This is a genomic window from Saccharothrix sp. CCNWYY140, assembly GCF_037401995.1.
In the GTDB taxonomy this organism is placed as follows: Bacteria; Actinomycetota; Actinomycetes; order Mycobacteriales; family Pseudonocardiaceae; genus Actinosynnema.
Window position 1 is genome coordinate 134448 of sequence record NZ_JBBEGC010000005.1, and the last position, 13724, is coordinate 148171.

General features: G+C 73.3%; 12 protein-coding genes and 1 tRNA gene. 5 read left to right on the forward strand and 8 right to left on the reverse strand.

What is annotated here, in order from left to right:
* Window positions 1-474: 474 nt before the first annotated feature.
* The 4 genes from WBN91_RS05020 to WBN91_RS05035 form a co-directional block, all read right to left on the reverse strand.
* A tRNA-Ser gene (locus WBN91_RS05020) sits at window positions 475-559 on the reverse strand.
* A 79-nt stretch (window positions 560-638) separates the two neighbouring features.
* A complete protein-coding gene (locus WBN91_RS05025) occupies window positions 639-1199 on the reverse strand; it encodes an RNA polymerase sigma factor (protein WP_337722740.1) in 561 nt (186 codons plus the stop codon).
* Between the two features lie 120 nt (window positions 1200-1319).
* Complete coding sequence (locus WBN91_RS05030; RefSeq protein WP_337722741.1) at window positions 1320-1769, reverse strand: nucleoside deaminase; 450 nt, start codon at window positions 1767-1769, stop codon at window positions 1320-1322.
* Complete coding sequence (locus WBN91_RS05035; RefSeq protein ID WP_337722742.1) at window positions 1766-2254, reverse strand: tRNA adenosine deaminase-associated protein; 489 nt, start codon at window positions 2252-2254, stop codon at window positions 1766-1768. Before WBN91_RS05035 ends, WBN91_RS05030 begins: the two co-directional genes overlap by 4 nt.
* Before the next feature lie 89 nt (window positions 2255-2343).
* On the opposite strand from WBN91_RS05035, the gene WBN91_RS05040 reads away from it, so the two are divergent.
* From WBN91_RS05040 to WBN91_RS05060, 5 genes are all read left to right on the forward strand, one after another.
* Entirely contained in the window at window positions 2344-3579 is a 1236-nt protein-coding gene (locus tag WBN91_RS05040) for a M20 metallopeptidase family protein (protein ID WP_337722743.1), read from the forward strand.
* A gap of 308 nt (window positions 3580-3887) precedes the next feature.
* Window positions 3888-4874 carry a prephenate dehydrogenase gene (locus WBN91_RS05045; RefSeq protein WP_337722744.1) on the forward strand — a complete coding sequence of 329 codons (987 nt, stop codon included), beginning with the start codon at window positions 3888-3890 and terminating at the stop codon, window positions 4872-4874.
* A 9-nt stretch (window positions 4875-4883) separates the two neighbouring features.
* On the forward strand, window positions 4884-6653 hold the full coding sequence (locus tag WBN91_RS05050) for a fibronectin type III domain-containing protein (protein ID WP_337722745.1): 1770 nt from the start codon (window positions 4884-4886) through the stop codon (window positions 6651-6653).
* A gap of 56 nt (window positions 6654-6709) precedes the next feature.
* On the forward strand, window positions 6710-8509 hold the full coding sequence (locus WBN91_RS05055; protein WP_337722746.1) for a fibronectin type III domain-containing protein: 1800 nt from the start codon (window positions 6710-6712) through the stop codon (window positions 8507-8509).
* Between the two features lie 48 nt (window positions 8510-8557).
* Window positions 8558-9739 carry a thiolase family protein gene (locus WBN91_RS05060; protein ID WP_337722747.1) on the forward strand — a complete coding sequence of 394 codons (1182 nt, stop codon included), beginning with the start codon at window positions 8558-8560 and terminating at the stop codon, window positions 9737-9739.
* Window positions 9740-9769: 30 nt separating this feature from the next.
* On the opposite strand, the gene WBN91_RS05065 is transcribed toward WBN91_RS05060, so the two are convergent.
* From WBN91_RS05065 to WBN91_RS05080, 4 genes are all read right to left on the reverse strand, one after another.
* Window positions 9770-10393 carry a putative glycolipid-binding domain-containing protein gene (locus tag WBN91_RS05065; protein WP_337722748.1) on the reverse strand — a complete coding sequence of 208 codons (624 nt, stop codon included), beginning with the start codon at window positions 10391-10393 and terminating at the stop codon, window positions 9770-9772.
* The gene (locus WBN91_RS05070) at window positions 10390-10563 is read right to left on the reverse strand and encodes an antitoxin (RefSeq protein WP_337722749.1); all 174 of its coding nucleotides are present in this window, start codon (window positions 10561-10563) and stop codon (window positions 10390-10392) included. Before WBN91_RS05070 ends, WBN91_RS05065 begins: the two co-directional genes overlap by 4 nt.
* 272 nt (window positions 10564-10835) lie before the next feature.
* Complete coding sequence (locus WBN91_RS05075; protein WP_337722751.1) at window positions 10836-12047, reverse strand: thioester domain-containing protein; 1212 nt, start codon at window positions 12045-12047, stop codon at window positions 10836-10838.
* A 381-nt stretch (window positions 12048-12428) separates the two neighbouring features.
* Window positions 12429-13640 (reverse strand): DNA cytosine methyltransferase, encoded by a 1212-nt coding sequence (locus WBN91_RS05080; protein WP_337722752.1) that lies wholly within the window; start codon window positions 13638-13640, stop codon window positions 12429-12431.
* Window positions 13641-13724: the final 84 nt, after the last annotated feature.

Consider the following 13724-nt stretch of genomic DNA (forward strand, 5'->3'; position numbering starts at 1 on the left):
AGAAAGTTGGCGGGTCCGCGCATCTTCCCCGGAACGGATGAACTTCGAAAGAAGCCGTCACTAACTGTTGACCCTGCACGGGCACACGCTGGCGACATGTGCGGTCGTGTGATCACCCACAGGGCGGATTGGCCTACTTCACTCGAACGTGTGTTCGAATGTGGGGTAAGCTCGGTCACGTGCCGAACCGGTGGCCCTCCCAGCGCCGGCGTGGCACGACGCACACGACGGGGCGCCGCCCGCCTGACGAGGCGGCGCGGTGCCCCCGAAGGTCGCACCTTGACAAGACCAGAGCGCGAACGACGACAGTCCCCCGCCTCGCACCGTAGCGCCCCGGCGCTCCGTGCACCTGGAGGCCACCCCGGCAGGGTCCGCGCCGGGAATCCCCGGCGACCGCGCCCACCCGTCCGGCGCCCGATGCCGCAAATGCCGAGAGCCCCCGTCGCCGTGATCGGCAACAGGGGCTCTCGTCTGCGGTGGCGGTGGGATTTGAACCCACGGAGGCTTTCACCTCACACGCTTTCGAGGCGTGCTCCTTCGGCCGCTCGGACACGCCACCGCCGAGAACAATACAAGACGGTCGGGGCGGGCCGTCACAGGGGGTCGGCGGACCGGTCGGCGGCTGGTCGGGCGGCTGGTCACCGCCACACCTTCATGACCTCCGCGAGCCGCACCCGGGCGCGGGCCAACCGTCCCCGGACCGACTCCTCGCTGGCACCCACCACCAGCGCGATCTGGGCGTACGAGAGCCCGTCCACCTCGGCCAGCAGCCAGGCCACCCGCTGCGGCTCGGGCAACCGGCGCAACGCCAGCCGCAGCGCCGCGACGGCCGCCACCACCTCCGCCACGGCCGAGGGGTCCCGCGGCACCTGCCCCACCCCGACGGGCGTCACCCCGAAGTCGGGCAACTCCCCCACCGGGTCGGTGCGCCGCCGCCGGAGCACCCCGAGGCACTCCCGGTAGGCCACCCGGAACAGCCAGGTGCGCACCGCGGCCGGCTCGGCGAGCGAGTCGAGCCGCCGCCAGGCCGTGGCGAACACCTCCTGCGTCACGTCCTCGGCCTCGGCCCGGTCGCCCAGCACGCGCACGGCGAACCCCAACACCCGCCCCCGGTACCGGTGGACCAGCACCTCGAACGCACCGAGGTCGCCCCTGGCGACCCCACCCGCCAACACGGCGTCCACGCTGTCGACCGACACACACCCGATCGTCGCAGCGCCCACTCGTCCCCGCCGATCAGCGGCTTCCCCCGCACGGGCTATTTCCGCCACGACCACCCGACGGCGACCGACCCTGGGCACCGACCTCCGTGACCTCGATCACATGTCGGCGAAGAAGGACTCCATCAGCGCGGCGCACTCGTCGGCCAGCACGCCGCCGACCACCTCGGGCCGGTGGTTGAGCCGCCGGTCGCGGACCACGTCCCACAGGGAGCCGACCGCGCCGGTCCGCGGCTCCCAGGCCCCGAACACCACCCGGGCCACGCGGGAGAGCACTAGAGCGCCGGCGCACATCGTGCAGGGCTCCACGGTCACCGCCAGGGTGCAGCCGTTGAGCCGCCACCCGTCGCCGAACACGTCCGCCGCCGCGCGCAGCGCCAGCACCTCCGCGTGCGCGGTGGGGTCGCCCAGGGCTTCGCGGGCGTTGCAGGCCCGCGCCAGCTCCCTGCCGTCGGGGCCGTAGACGACCGCGCCGATCGGCACGTCACCGGTCGCGGGGGCCAGGCGAGCGACCTCCAGGGCGGACCGGACCAGGTCTTCGTCGCTCACGCCTGGATGGTGTCCAGCAGCTTGGTGAACTCGTCGCCGAACCCGCAGCGCTGGGCGATCATCTGCAACTGCTCGTCCGGGTAGAGGTCGACCTCGTCCACGATCACCTGGAGCTCGTGCTGCGGCATGCCGAGGTCGGCCAGGATGGCCAGGTCGCCCTCGGGCCACAGCTCGTCGTCCTCCTCGTCGGGCGGATCGACCCGCAGGAGGTCCAGCACGTCGGCGGCGATGTCGTAGTCGAGCGCCGCGGCGGCGTCGGAGAGGAGCAGCGAGACCCCTCCCGGCACCGGGCGCATGATGATGAAGAACTCGTCGTCCACGGCGAGCAGTCCGAAGACGGCGCCTGTGGAGCGGAGTTGGCGGAGTTCGGTGATGGCCGCGTCGAGCTCGGACAGCGCGGAGCTGTCCATCCTGCTGCACCGCCAGCGGCCGTCTTCCCGGACCACCGCGACAGCGAAGCCGTTGACCGGCTCCTGGTGTGCCATGTGCACACCGTAGGGCCACCGGACCGCACCCGGTAGCACGGGGGCCTCGGCTCCGGGCGTCGAGGCGCTTCCGATGCCACTATCGAGGGATGAGCACAACTCTGCCGAACGCACCGACGTCCACCTCCGAGCCGCGGTTCACCGGGCTCTCGGAGGCCGCACGCGCGCTCCAGCCCAGGACGGTGGCGCTGCGCAGGCAGATGCACCGGCACCCGGAGCAGGGCCTCGACCTGCCCGCGACGCAGGCGTCGATCCTGCACGCGCTGTCCGGGTTGCCGCTGGAGATCACGACCGGCAAGTCCACTTCGTCCGTGGTCGCGGTGCTGCGGGGCGCCCAGCGCGGGCCGTCCGTGCTGCTGCGGGCCGACATGGACGCGTTGCCGCTCCAGGAGGACACCGGGTTGCCGTACGCGTCCGAAGTGGACGGTTCGATGCACGCGTGCGGGCACGACACCCACGTGGCGATGCTCGCGTCGGCGGCGCGCCTGCTCAGCTCGCGGCGGGAGGCGCTGGCCGGGCAGGTGGTCTTCATGTTCCAGCCCGGCGAGGAGGGGCACCACGGCGCCAAGCACATGCTCGACGAGGGCGTGCTCGACGCGGCGGGACCTCCGGTGGAGCGCGCGTTCGCCTTGCACATCACCTCCACCCTGCAATCCGGCGTCGTGGTGTCCCGGCCGGGCCCGACGATGGCCTCCGCCGACACCTTCCACGTGACCTTCACCGGCCGCGGCGGCCACGGCGGCATGCCGCACGACGCGCTGGACCCGATCCCGGCCGCCGCCGCCCTGGTCGGCGCGCTGCAAACGCTGGTGGCGCGGCGGGTGAGCGTGCACCACCCTGCGGTGGTCACGGTCGGCCACATCAAGGCGGGCACGACCACCAACATCATCCCGGAGACGGCGCTGGTCGAGGGCACCATCCGCACCCTCTCGGAGGAGACCAGGGCGTTCGTGCTGAAGGAACTGCCGAAGGTCTGCGCCCACGTCGCCGCGGCCCACGGCTGCACGGCCCGGGTGGAGATCGTGCCCGGCTACCCGGTGACGGTGAACGACCACGAGGTCGGCCCGCGCGTGGGCGAGGTGACGGCGGCGGCCCTCGGCTCCCGCTGGGCGGCCCCGATGGAGGACCCGCTGATGGGCGCCGAGGACTTCTCCTACGTCCTGCAACGCGTGCCGGGCGCGATCGCCTTCCTCGGCGCCTGTCCCCGCGGCGTGGACCTGGCCCACGCCGAACCCAACCACTCGAACCGGGTCCTGTTCGACGAGGCCGCGATGGAACACGGCGTGGTCGTCTACACCGCCTTCGCCCTGGACGCCCTGCGCTGACCCGACCGGGTGCGGCAACGGCCGGGTGGGGGCGCGGACCGGGTGGGGCGCGGGCCACCACCCGGCCCTCACCCGGCCTCGACCTCCACACCAACCAACAGCCACGCCACCCGGCCAACCCAGCGCCCCCTCCCCCAGCAGCGCGCCTCCCGCAGCACGCCAGCCGCCCCGCCCACCCACCGCGCGCACCGGTCCCGCACGCACCCATCGCGCGAAGCACCAGCCGCAGCGCGCCACCCGCCGCACCGATCGGCCCCCTGCGATCAGCACGGCCGAGAACCCCTGACTGCGCCGCGAGGGTGCGGGGGATGTCGGGGGTCGCCGGCAGGATGTCCGGCGTGCGTGACGTGTGCGTGGTCGGACTGGGGTTGATCGGTGGTTCGGTGCTGCGGGCCGCTGCCGCTGCCGGGCGGGTGGTGTGGGGTGCCACGGCCTCGGTGGGTGACGCCGAGGCCGCGCGTGCGGACGGCTTCGACGTGGTGGGCACCGGCGACGCGCTGCGGCGGGCGCGGGAGCGGGACGCGTTGGTCGTGGTGGCGGTGCCGTTGCCGGCGGTGGAGGACGTGCTGCGGTTGGTGCCGGACGGGGTGCGGCTGACCGATGTCGTGAGCGTCAAGGGACCTGTGGCGGAGCTGGTCGAGCGGGTCGCCCCGCGGGCGCGGTACGTCGGTGGGCACCCGATGGCGGGCACGTCGGCGTCCGGGTGGCAGGCCGGCACGGCGGAGCTGTTCCGCGACGCCGCCTGGGTGGTCACCGCCGAGGACGGGGCCGACCTCGACGTGCTGACCGACGTGGTGGAGCTGGCGCTGGCCACCGGGGCGCACGTGGTGCCGACGACGGCCGGCGAGCACGACGCGGCGGTCGCCCGGATCTCCCACCTGCCGCACGTCCTGGCGGCGGTCCTGGCCAGTGTCGGCGCGGACGGTGGGCCGCTGGCCCTGGCGCTGGCGGCGGGGTCGTTCGGGGACGGCACGCGGGTGGCGGGCAGCAGGCCCGAGCTGGTGCGGGCGATGTGCGAGGGCAACCGGGCGGCGCTGCTGGACGCCGTGGACGACGCCCTGGGACGGCTGGGCGCGGCGCGCGGGTCGCTGGCGTCCACGGGTGGCCTGGCCAAGACGATCGACGCCGGGCACGCGGCGCGGCGGGCGCTGGTGGAGCGGCAGGCCGCCGAGTTGACCGACCTGACCGTCGACCTGACCTCGCCGGGGGCGCTGGAGGCGTTGCGGGCCTTGGGTTCCCGTGGCGGCCGGATCGTTGGGCTGAACGGCAGCACCGCTCTCGCGCGCACCTCGTAGGGTCGAGGGGTGGAGCGGCGCAAGGTCCTGGTGTGGGTCGGCGGGCTCGTGCTCGTGGCGGGTGCGGTGGTCGTGCTGCGCAACGAGTCGGCGCCGCCGCCGGCGCGGGAGTGGGGCCGGTTCCTGGACGAGCGGGTGGAGCACGTCGCCGACACGCGACCGCTGCGCCGCCCCGCCGACCTCACGCTCACCGCGCTGGACCGGACCAGTCTGCGCGCCACGTGGACGCCGACCGACGGCCTCGCCCACGGCGGGTTCGAGGTGCGCTGGAACGGCCGCACCAAGCTGGTGCTCGCCACCGAGACCGAGCTGACCGACCTGGACGCGAACGCCGACGTGACCGTCGAGGTGCGGGCCTTGGGGCCGTTTGGCGACCGTTCGGAGCCCGCGGTCGCCACGGCCGTGCCGCGCCTGGTGCACGACCCGGCGTGGTCCGACTCGCTGGTGCCGCCCATCGACCACTTCGACGGCCCGGAGGCGTTGAGCCCGCGCCGGTGGCGGGTGATCGACGGGGGCGGCGGCGACTGCCTCGGGCTGCGCCCGCTCAACGGCCGCCGCCTGGAGGTCACCTGCGACACCCTCGACCTCCAGTCGAACACGCCGCTGCGGCTGGGCGTGCCCGGACCCGACGGCGCGGTGGGCCGGGTGGTCGTCACCACCGACGGGCCGACCGAGGCGGACGGGCGGGTGCTGGTGGCGCTGCTGCCCGAGCCGTTCCAGGACCTGGGGCACCTGACCAAGCCGTACCCGCCGGGGTCGGTGGTGCTGACTCTGGCGCGGCACGGTGCGACGTTCGACTTCGGCGAGGGCCTGGTCCCGACCACGAAGGTCGTCCCGGTCATCGGCACCGCCCCGCCGCCCACGCCGGGCGTCCGGCACCGGTGGGAGCTGCGGGTCCTGCCGGACGCGGTGGTGGCGCTGCGGGACGGCCAGGCCCTGGCGACCGCGCCGGTGGCGGTGCCGTGGACGGCCGTGCACCCGCGGCTGGCGTTCCGGGACGCGCGGGGCACGCGGGTGGACACGTTCGGGGTGGGTGGCGCGCCGGAGAGCCCGGTGCCGGTGTCGCTGGTCCCGCTGGGCACGACGCTCCTCGCCGAGGACCGGGACGTGCCGATCGGCACCGTGCCGGCGCACCGGGTGGAGGGCGCGAGCGGTGTGCGGGTGGCCGCGCGGGTGGCGCGGCAGGCCGGAAGCATGGCCGGACTGCCCATCACGATCCAGTTCGGGGACCGGTCCGCGCCCGCCGTCGCCTTGCCACCGGCCGGAGGCGGGCCGATGAGCGCCGAGTTCGTGTACGCCGACTTCCCGCTGCCCCCACCGGGCAAGGACGTCGAGGTCCGGTTGCGGGCGCCGGAGCCGTTCTTCGTCAACGACGCCCACCTGGTGGTGGCCGACGGGCAGGCCACCGCGCGCCGGCCGCTGCCCCGGGTGACCGACCGGGCCGCCGAGGCGGCGGAGGTGCCGGAGCCGGTGGTCAGCGTCGTGCACGAGAGCGGGCCGGGTGAGGCGTTCCCGCGGGGCGGCAAGGCGCGGGTGGTGGTCGAGCTGGACGGGGTCGCGGGTGAGGTGGCGGCGGTCAAGGGCGTCGAGGTGGATCTGGACGGGCAAGGGGTGGTCGTCCTGCCCACGAACGGCTCGGCGGGCGGGCGGCACGAGTTCCTGGTGGACCTCGACCGGGTGCCGACGGGCAGCCACCGCGTCGAGGTGCGGGTACTCCCGGCGGACGAACGGGGGCGGACCCGGTCGGCCGAGTACTCCTTCGAGATCCGGCCCCTCTAGATATCGGGTGCGCAACGGACCGTGACCGCGATCACGGCGGGACATAGCTTGGCCGCATGGACCGTCGCCGGATCGCCCTCATCGCCGCTGGTGTGGTGCTGTTCGGCGGGGTGGTGGCGGTGCTGCGGACCAACGGCGTGGACGAGCCGGGGACCGCGACTTCGACGTCCCAGCCGCCGCCGACGTCCCTCACGCCGTTCGCCGCTCCGGGCGTCCTGGTGCCGACGCCGGGTGCGCGGCCTGAGTCGCCGGGCGGTCTGCGAGTGGTGTCGGGTCCGCGGCGGCTCCAGGTGGTGTGGACCGGGGACGCGCCGGGGTACGAGGTCCGCTGGGGTCGCCGCGGCGACCCCGACCAGAGCCGGCTCGTCGCCCAGCCGGCGACGGAGCTGACCGGGCTGCTGGACGGGGTCGAGTACACCGTCGACGTCCGGGCGGTGGACGCGTTCGGGCAGCGGTCCGAACCTGCGCGGGTCACCGGCACGCCCAACGTCGCCGAGCTCGGCGACTACGCCCTGGCCGACACCTTCGACCAGCCCACCGCGCCCGACCCGGTGTGGTGGCGGCTCGCTACGCGCGGCACGTGCGCCCGCGCGGGGTCCGACGACGGCCGCCTGGTGATCAGCAGCAGCTGCGCGGCGGCGCCGACGACGCTGCGGTCGCGGGCGCCGTTCGTGCTGCGGGACGCGGACGACCTGGGTCGGTTCGTGGTGGAGACCGACGCGCCGGGTGCGGACGGCGAGCTGTTCCTGGACCTGGTGCCGGGGCCGGTCAGCACGCTCATGGGCGAGGGCCTGCCGCCCGACGCGATCCGGCTGCGCGTGGCGTCCGGCAACGGCAAGACGACCGTGGCGGTGGTCACGCCCGAGGGCACGCCGACCACGTCCGTGCGGGAGGTGTCCGCTCTCCAGCACGCCCTCACCCACCGGTGGGAGCTGGTGCTGCGCCGCGACGGGGCGCGGGTGCTGCTCGACGGCGAGCTGGTGGCGACCAGCCCGGTGGTGCCGCGGTGGCGGGAGGCGACCGCGCTGGTGTCGGTGTCCGGGCCGACCGGGCAGCGGGTGCACGTGGGCCTGGTGGCGTTCGACGGCGCCGCGACCAGCGCGCCGCCGTCGCTGCCGGCCCCGCCGGTGCAGGTCGGCGTGGTGCCGGAGGCCGCGCCGCTGACCGGGTCGCCACTGACCGGCGTGACCGGTGGGCAGCTGCGGTTGACCCTCGTGCACACGGACGGCTCGCCGGCCGCGCCGGAGTTCACGCTGGCCGTCGGCGACACGCGGGTTCCGCTGCGGCCGGCCGTGGCGGGCGCGCCCTGGAAGGCGGGCGTCGGGTACCCGGTGGTGGCGGACCTGCCGGCGAGCGCGCTGCTGCTCGACGACGGCCGGTTGAAGGCGAACGTCGTCACGCCGCTGCGGGTCCAGGTCAGCCACGTGGACCTGGAGTTGACGCCCGGCCCGGACGCCTCGGGGGCCTCGGCCACCCGGTCCGCGCCGCTGCCCGAGGTGGAGCTGGAGCTGGCGCGGGTGGACGGGGCGATCCTCGACGCGAGCGGGAAGCCGGTGCCGGAGGGCGCGACGGTGCACCGGGGGCGGGTGGTGTTCGACCTGACCCTGGTGGGGCGGCCGGAGCAGCGCGGCACGGGCCTGGCGGGCCTGGCCGGGTTCACGGTGCGGCTGGACGACGAGCGGGTGGCGGCCGTGCCGACGAACCTCGGCGGTCCCGGGGTGGCCGGGCGGTACCGGCTGGCCGTGGACACCTCAGCGTTGTCGGCGGGTCCGCACATGATCGAGGTCAGGCTGTTCGGCACGTCCTCCGACACGCGTCCGACCTCGGCTTTCGTGCCGTTCCTGATCACCGCCTGAGGTGTCCGCGCCCTGCCGGACCCACCGGTCGGGTGTCAAGATGGGGCCATGCAGCGCCCGCTGATCCTCGACGCCGCGCGTACGCCGTTCGGCCGCTACCGCGGCGGGCTGTCCGGTGTGCGGGTGGACGACCTGGCCGCCCTGCCGATCACCGAGCTGCTGCGCCGCCACCAGGTCGACCCGGCGCGCGTGGACGACGTGCTGTACGGCAACACGAACGGGGCGGGCGAGGAGAACCGGAACATCGGCCGGATGGCGGCGCTGCTGGCCGGGTTGCCGCCGACCGTGCCGGGGGTGGCGGTGAACCGGCTGTGCGCGTCGGGCGGCGAGGCGATCGTCCAGGCGGCGCGGGCGTTGGCCCTGGGTGACGCGGACCTGCTGGTCGCGGGCGGGGTGGAGGGCATGACGCGGGCGCCGTTCGTGGTGCCGCGGCCGGACAAGCCGTTCGCCGACCGGTTGGAGCCGGTGTCCACGGCGCTGGGCTGGCGGCTGGTGAACCCGCGGATGCGGTCGGAGTGGACCGTGCCGCTCGGGCGGGCGGCGGAGGACGTGGCCGTGGCGCTGGGCATCACGCGGGAGCAGATGGACACCTACGCGCTGCGGTCGCACCGGCGGGCGTCGGCGGCGTGGGACGCGGGCGTGCACGACGGGTTCGCGTTCGCCGTGCAGCTGCGGGACGGGTCGGCGGTGCGGCGGGACGAGTCGGTGCGGCCGGAGACGTCGCTGGAGAAGCTGGCCAAGCTCGCGTCGGCGTTCTCCGAGGGCGGGCCGGTGACGGCGGGCAACTCGTCGCCGTTGAGCGACGGCGCGGTGGCGGTGCTGATGGGCACCGAGGAGGTCGCGGCCGACCTGGGCATGACGCCCCTGGCGGAGTTCCTGGGCAGCGCGGTGACCGCCGACGAGCCGCACCGGTTCACGCTGACGCCGGTGAACGCGATCCGGAAGCTGCTGGGGCGGCTGCGGATCGAGGCCGAGGACGTGGACCTGTGGGAGATCAACGAGGCGTTCGCGGCGATGGCCCTGTCGGTCCTGCACCACCTGCCGGAGGTGGCGCGGGAGAAGGTCAACGTGCACGGCGGCGCGATCGCCTACGGCCACCCGCTGGGCGCTTCCCTGCCGCGCGTGGTGGTCGACCTGTGCCGCCACTTGCGGGCGCGCGGCGGCGGCACCGGGGTGGCGGCGGCGTGCGTGGGCGTGGGCCAGGGCATGGCCATCGCGGTCCGCGCCTGACCACCACCCGGTCCGGGGGTGGTCCCCCGGTCAGATGCGGTAGGCGATGCCCGGGTAGTCGACGACCAGGCCGGCGCGGTCGACGGTGATGTCCTGCTGGAAGTCGCCGCTCTCGAACGACACCACGGAGTGCTCGTCGCCCACGGACACGGTCCGGTACTTCTGGCGCACCAGCTTCACCGACAGGTCGGGCAGCGTCACGTACACCACGGGCAGCTCGTGCTCGCCGGGCTCCAGGTGCAGGTTGAGCCGCCGCACGGGGATGGCGTTGAACAGCACCGCGGACTGCACGTCCACGTCCACCGCCCCGTCGAAGTCGGCCCGCTCGGCGCCCTGGCCGTAGTCGACCAGCCAGGCGCCCTCGGAGGACCGGGACACCGAGATCTGGCGCTCCTCGGACACGGTGGCGGTGCGCAGCAGCAGCCGGGTGACGTTGCCGGTCTCCCCGACGCTGACCTCGAACGAGCCGCTGAACTGCTCGCTCGGCCCCGCCGTGACGATCCGGCCGGACGCCCGCAGCTTGTGCTCCGACAACAGGAAGCGGACCTGCTCGAGCCGGGGCACGTCGTACCCCTGCCAGGTCACGATCTGCGCGGAAGGCGAGCGGGTTTCACCGGTCTGGGTGGCCCGCTCAGCCGTGTTGAACGAGTTCACTCTCCACCCGGAAGGATGTCCTTGGCCTTCTCGGCCACCTGCTTGACCTGCTCCTCGTGCCCGAACCTGCCCGCGAGGAAGTCGGCCGCGGCGTCGATGCCCTGGTCGACCTTCTCGTGGTTCTCCTCGAGCAGTTCGGACGCCTTGTTCTTGATCTCGTCGAAGTTCATCGTGCTCCTTCGCACTCCTGACGCAGGCTACCCGAATCGCCCCCGCGTCCCCAGCGGCAAACGCTACCGCCGGCGTGGGAAGCCGGCTCGCCGTCGCCCGGCCGGCCACACCCGCGTGGCCCCGACCAGGGGGTTTCCGCCGCCTGTCACGGTCGTCGAGCCCGTCGGCACCGCCGCTGCTGATCCCCGTAGCGATCGACGCCGGCGGCGACCGACGCGAACGGCCCCCTCGGAGGTTCCCGAGGGGGCCGTTCGATCAGCTATCGCCTGTGTCAGGCGGCCTTCTTGCGGCGCACGACGATCAGGGCAGCCGCGCCGGCACCGAGCAGGCCGAGGCCGATCAGCAGCGGCACGAAGATGGACGCACCGGTCTGGGCCAGGTCGTCCTCACCGCCACCGGCGGCCGGGGCCGGGGTGGTGGTCGTGGTCGGGGCGGTGGTCGTGGTCGTCGTGGTGGTGGTCGTCGTCTCGCTGGTGGGGACGACGTTCTCGGTCCACTTGACCTTCGCGGTGTCCTTCACCGACGCCGGGGTCGGCTTCGCGATGACCAGCGACTGGGTCTTCTGGTTGCGGTCCTTCGCGACGAACAGGCGGCCGTGCTGGAGCTCCGCGGTGGCGCGGACGGTGAACTCGACCTCGCCCGGCGCGACGCCCTCGTCGACCTTGACGTAGACCTCGGCGATGTTGACCTGGGAGGCGGCGGCGAGGTCACCCTTGGCGGCGACGTCGAGCTCCGCGCCCTCCTTGTTGGTGAACTTGATGCCGGTCGGCAGGTTCGCCTCGATGGTGCCGGTGGTCGCCGTGGTGCTGATGACGAACGGGCCGATCAGCGTGCCGGCCTTGCCCTCCAGCTCCTTCGGGTCGATCTTCAGCGTCGGGTTCGGCTCCTGGTCGAGGCCGGGGTTGTTCTCCGTCAGCTTCTTGTACATCGCGAGGACGTCGGCGTCGACGTCGTCGACCTCGGCCGTCGCGTTCGAGGTGTTCAGGTCCACGCCGTCGGTGAAGTGCCAGATCGCGGCCTGCGTGGCGGCGATCACCGAGCTGCGCTTGGCACCCTCGGCGCCCAACTCCTTGGCCGCGGTCGCCACGTCCAGCTTCGGGTAGCTGTGGTGCAGGATCCAGTTGACCTTGGCCGCGTTCTCCTTGAACTTGGTCTCCGGGTTGGGGTGCTCACCCCACGGGACCTCCTCCAGGGGGGTGTTGTCCTCGAGACGGGTCGGCAGCTCGACGCAGTACGCGGTCGCCGTGTCCTTCTCGCCGCCCTCGGTGATCTTCAGACCGATCAGCTCGGCGTTGACCGGCTTGCCGTCGTTGTAGTCCTTGCCGTCCTTCTTCAGGTGGACGCCCATGCCCGGCTCGTCGGCACCGGGGAACGGCTTCACCTCGACCGCGTCGGCGGCGGCGGGGAGCGCGGCGGTCAGAGCGAACAGAGAGGCGCCAAGGACCGCAGCCCCTACGCGCTTCAGGGTCAACCGGGGTGCCATGTGTCTCCTTGAGGCTCACGAGTAGCCCGTTTGTGGTTCAAGGCGGCGGGCTTCGAGTCGTCTTCGGGGGACCGCCTGGCAGGGGGCTCCGACACCGAATCGACAAGAATCGGCGGAACACTATCCGATCGAGTTACCCACGAACAGGTGAGGGTGACACTCTGTGTAGCACTGCTCACGAGCAGCCAAAACGCGAGTGGAGCGTCCACAGTGGACGATCCAAAGCGGTGCGACACCACGGCCGAACGGCCGTTTCGGTTACCGGCGAAAGGTCGCGACCAGTCCACGTGGAACGGATCACCGCTGGTCAGCACTGGTGTGGACCAGTTGTCCACAGGGTCGCCGACTCAAACCGACGCCACTCCGTTGCCGAAAAGTGATCTAGGCGACCAGTTCCGCCGCGCCGACCGGCCGGATGTCCCCCACCCGCAAGGACGTCCCGGGCAGGCACAGGTCCTTCGCCGTGGGCGGTTGTCCACTGAGGATCCACTTGCACAAGGCCGCCAGTTGGTAGGACACCAACGGTGGAACCGCATCGCCCAAGTGGCGGTAAGCGTTGCCGATGATGGACACGTCGAACCGGAACTTGCGCGGGAAACCCTGCAACAACGCCATTTCCCGGACCGTGCACAACCGGTGCTGCACGGGGTGCGCGTACCGGCCGTTGCCGACGTGCCCGCACTCCCGCTTGATCGTCCGCGCCGGCTCGTCCCACCACATGCGCCCGTAGACGTCCGGGTGGGACCCCCACTTGCCGTCGTCGATGATCTTGCGCTGCGCCGGGTTCAGCAGCTCCTCGGCGGGCGACCCGACCAGGTCGCCCCACGAACCGCCGTCCGCCGGGATCGCCATCATGCGTTCGAGCGACTTCCCGCTGCGGAACGACGGCGAGACGTGCATCGGGTCCTCGGGGTCGGCGACGCCCGCCGCGACCGGCGGCAGCTTGCCGATCGCCCGCCGCACGGTCACCGAGCCGGGCCGGACCTCCCAGCCCGACCACAGGTCCTCCATCGTGCGCAGCGGCACGCCGCTGTCCACGGCGACGACCATCGCGCGCTCCCGCAGCTGCGGTAGCCCGAAGCGGGACAGCATGTGGCAGCTCGCGTCCACTTCGTACCCGAGGTCCACGAGCTGGTCGACCAGGCCGTCGAGGTGGTGCCGCTGCTTGCCCTTGACCAGCTCGCGGGCGTTCTCCAGCAGCATGATCCGGGGCCGGAACTCCGCCACGTACGCCGCCACCCGGCCGACCAGCGAGTTGCGCGGGTCGTCGCGCAGGTGGTTGGCGGGCGAGATGCGGGTGAAGCCGGAGCACGGCGGGCAGGCGACCAGCACGTCCAGCTCGCCCCGGCGCAGGTTCCAGACCTGCCGCAGCACGGCCGGGTCGAGCCGGCCGAGGTCGACCTGGAGGGGGTCCACGCCGATGTTCTCGCGGTAGGTCCCGTTGCAGCGCAACGACCCGAGCCGCGACGAGGGCTTGCCGATCTGCGCGTCCGCCGCGCCGACCACGGCGAAGTCGCGGTGCGCTTGGAACCCGAGGCTCATCCCGCCCGCGCCGGAGAACAGGTCGACGACCTTGTAGCTGGGTCCGCGCACCCGGCGATCCTACGGCGCGACACCAAATCCCCGATGGTGCGGTTGCCGGCTGTCGAGGGGGCTGATCACGTAGCTTGCCCCGCG

Bases quoted from the DNA above. Each gene is read 5' to 3' on its own strand.
- WBN91_RS05035 (WP_337722742.1), bottom strand. From the start codon at position 2,254: ATGGCACACCAGGAGCCGGTCAACGGCTTCGCTGTCGCGGTGGTCCGG.
- WBN91_RS05040 (WP_337722743.1), top strand. From the start codon at position 2,344: ATGAGCACAACTCTGCCGAACGCACCGACGTCCACCTCCGAGCCGCGG.
- WBN91_RS05045 (WP_337722744.1), top strand. From the start codon at position 3,888: ATGTCGGGGGTCGCCGGCAGGATGTCCGGCGTGCGTGACGTGTGCGTG.
- WBN91_RS05055 (WP_337722746.1), top strand. From the start codon at position 6,710: ATGGACCGTCGCCGGATCGCCCTCATCGCCGCTGGTGTGGTGCTGTTC.
- WBN91_RS05060 (WP_337722747.1), top strand. From the start codon at position 8,558: ATGCAGCGCCCGCTGATCCTCGACGCCGCGCGTACGCCGTTCGGCCGC.
- WBN91_RS05070 (WP_337722749.1), bottom strand. From the start codon at position 10,563: ATGAACTTCGACGAGATCAAGAACAAGGCGTCCGAACTGCTCGAGGAG.
- WBN91_RS05075 (WP_337722751.1), bottom strand. From the start codon at position 12,047: ATGGCACCCCGGTTGACCCTGAAGCGCGTAGGGGCTGCGGTCCTTGGC.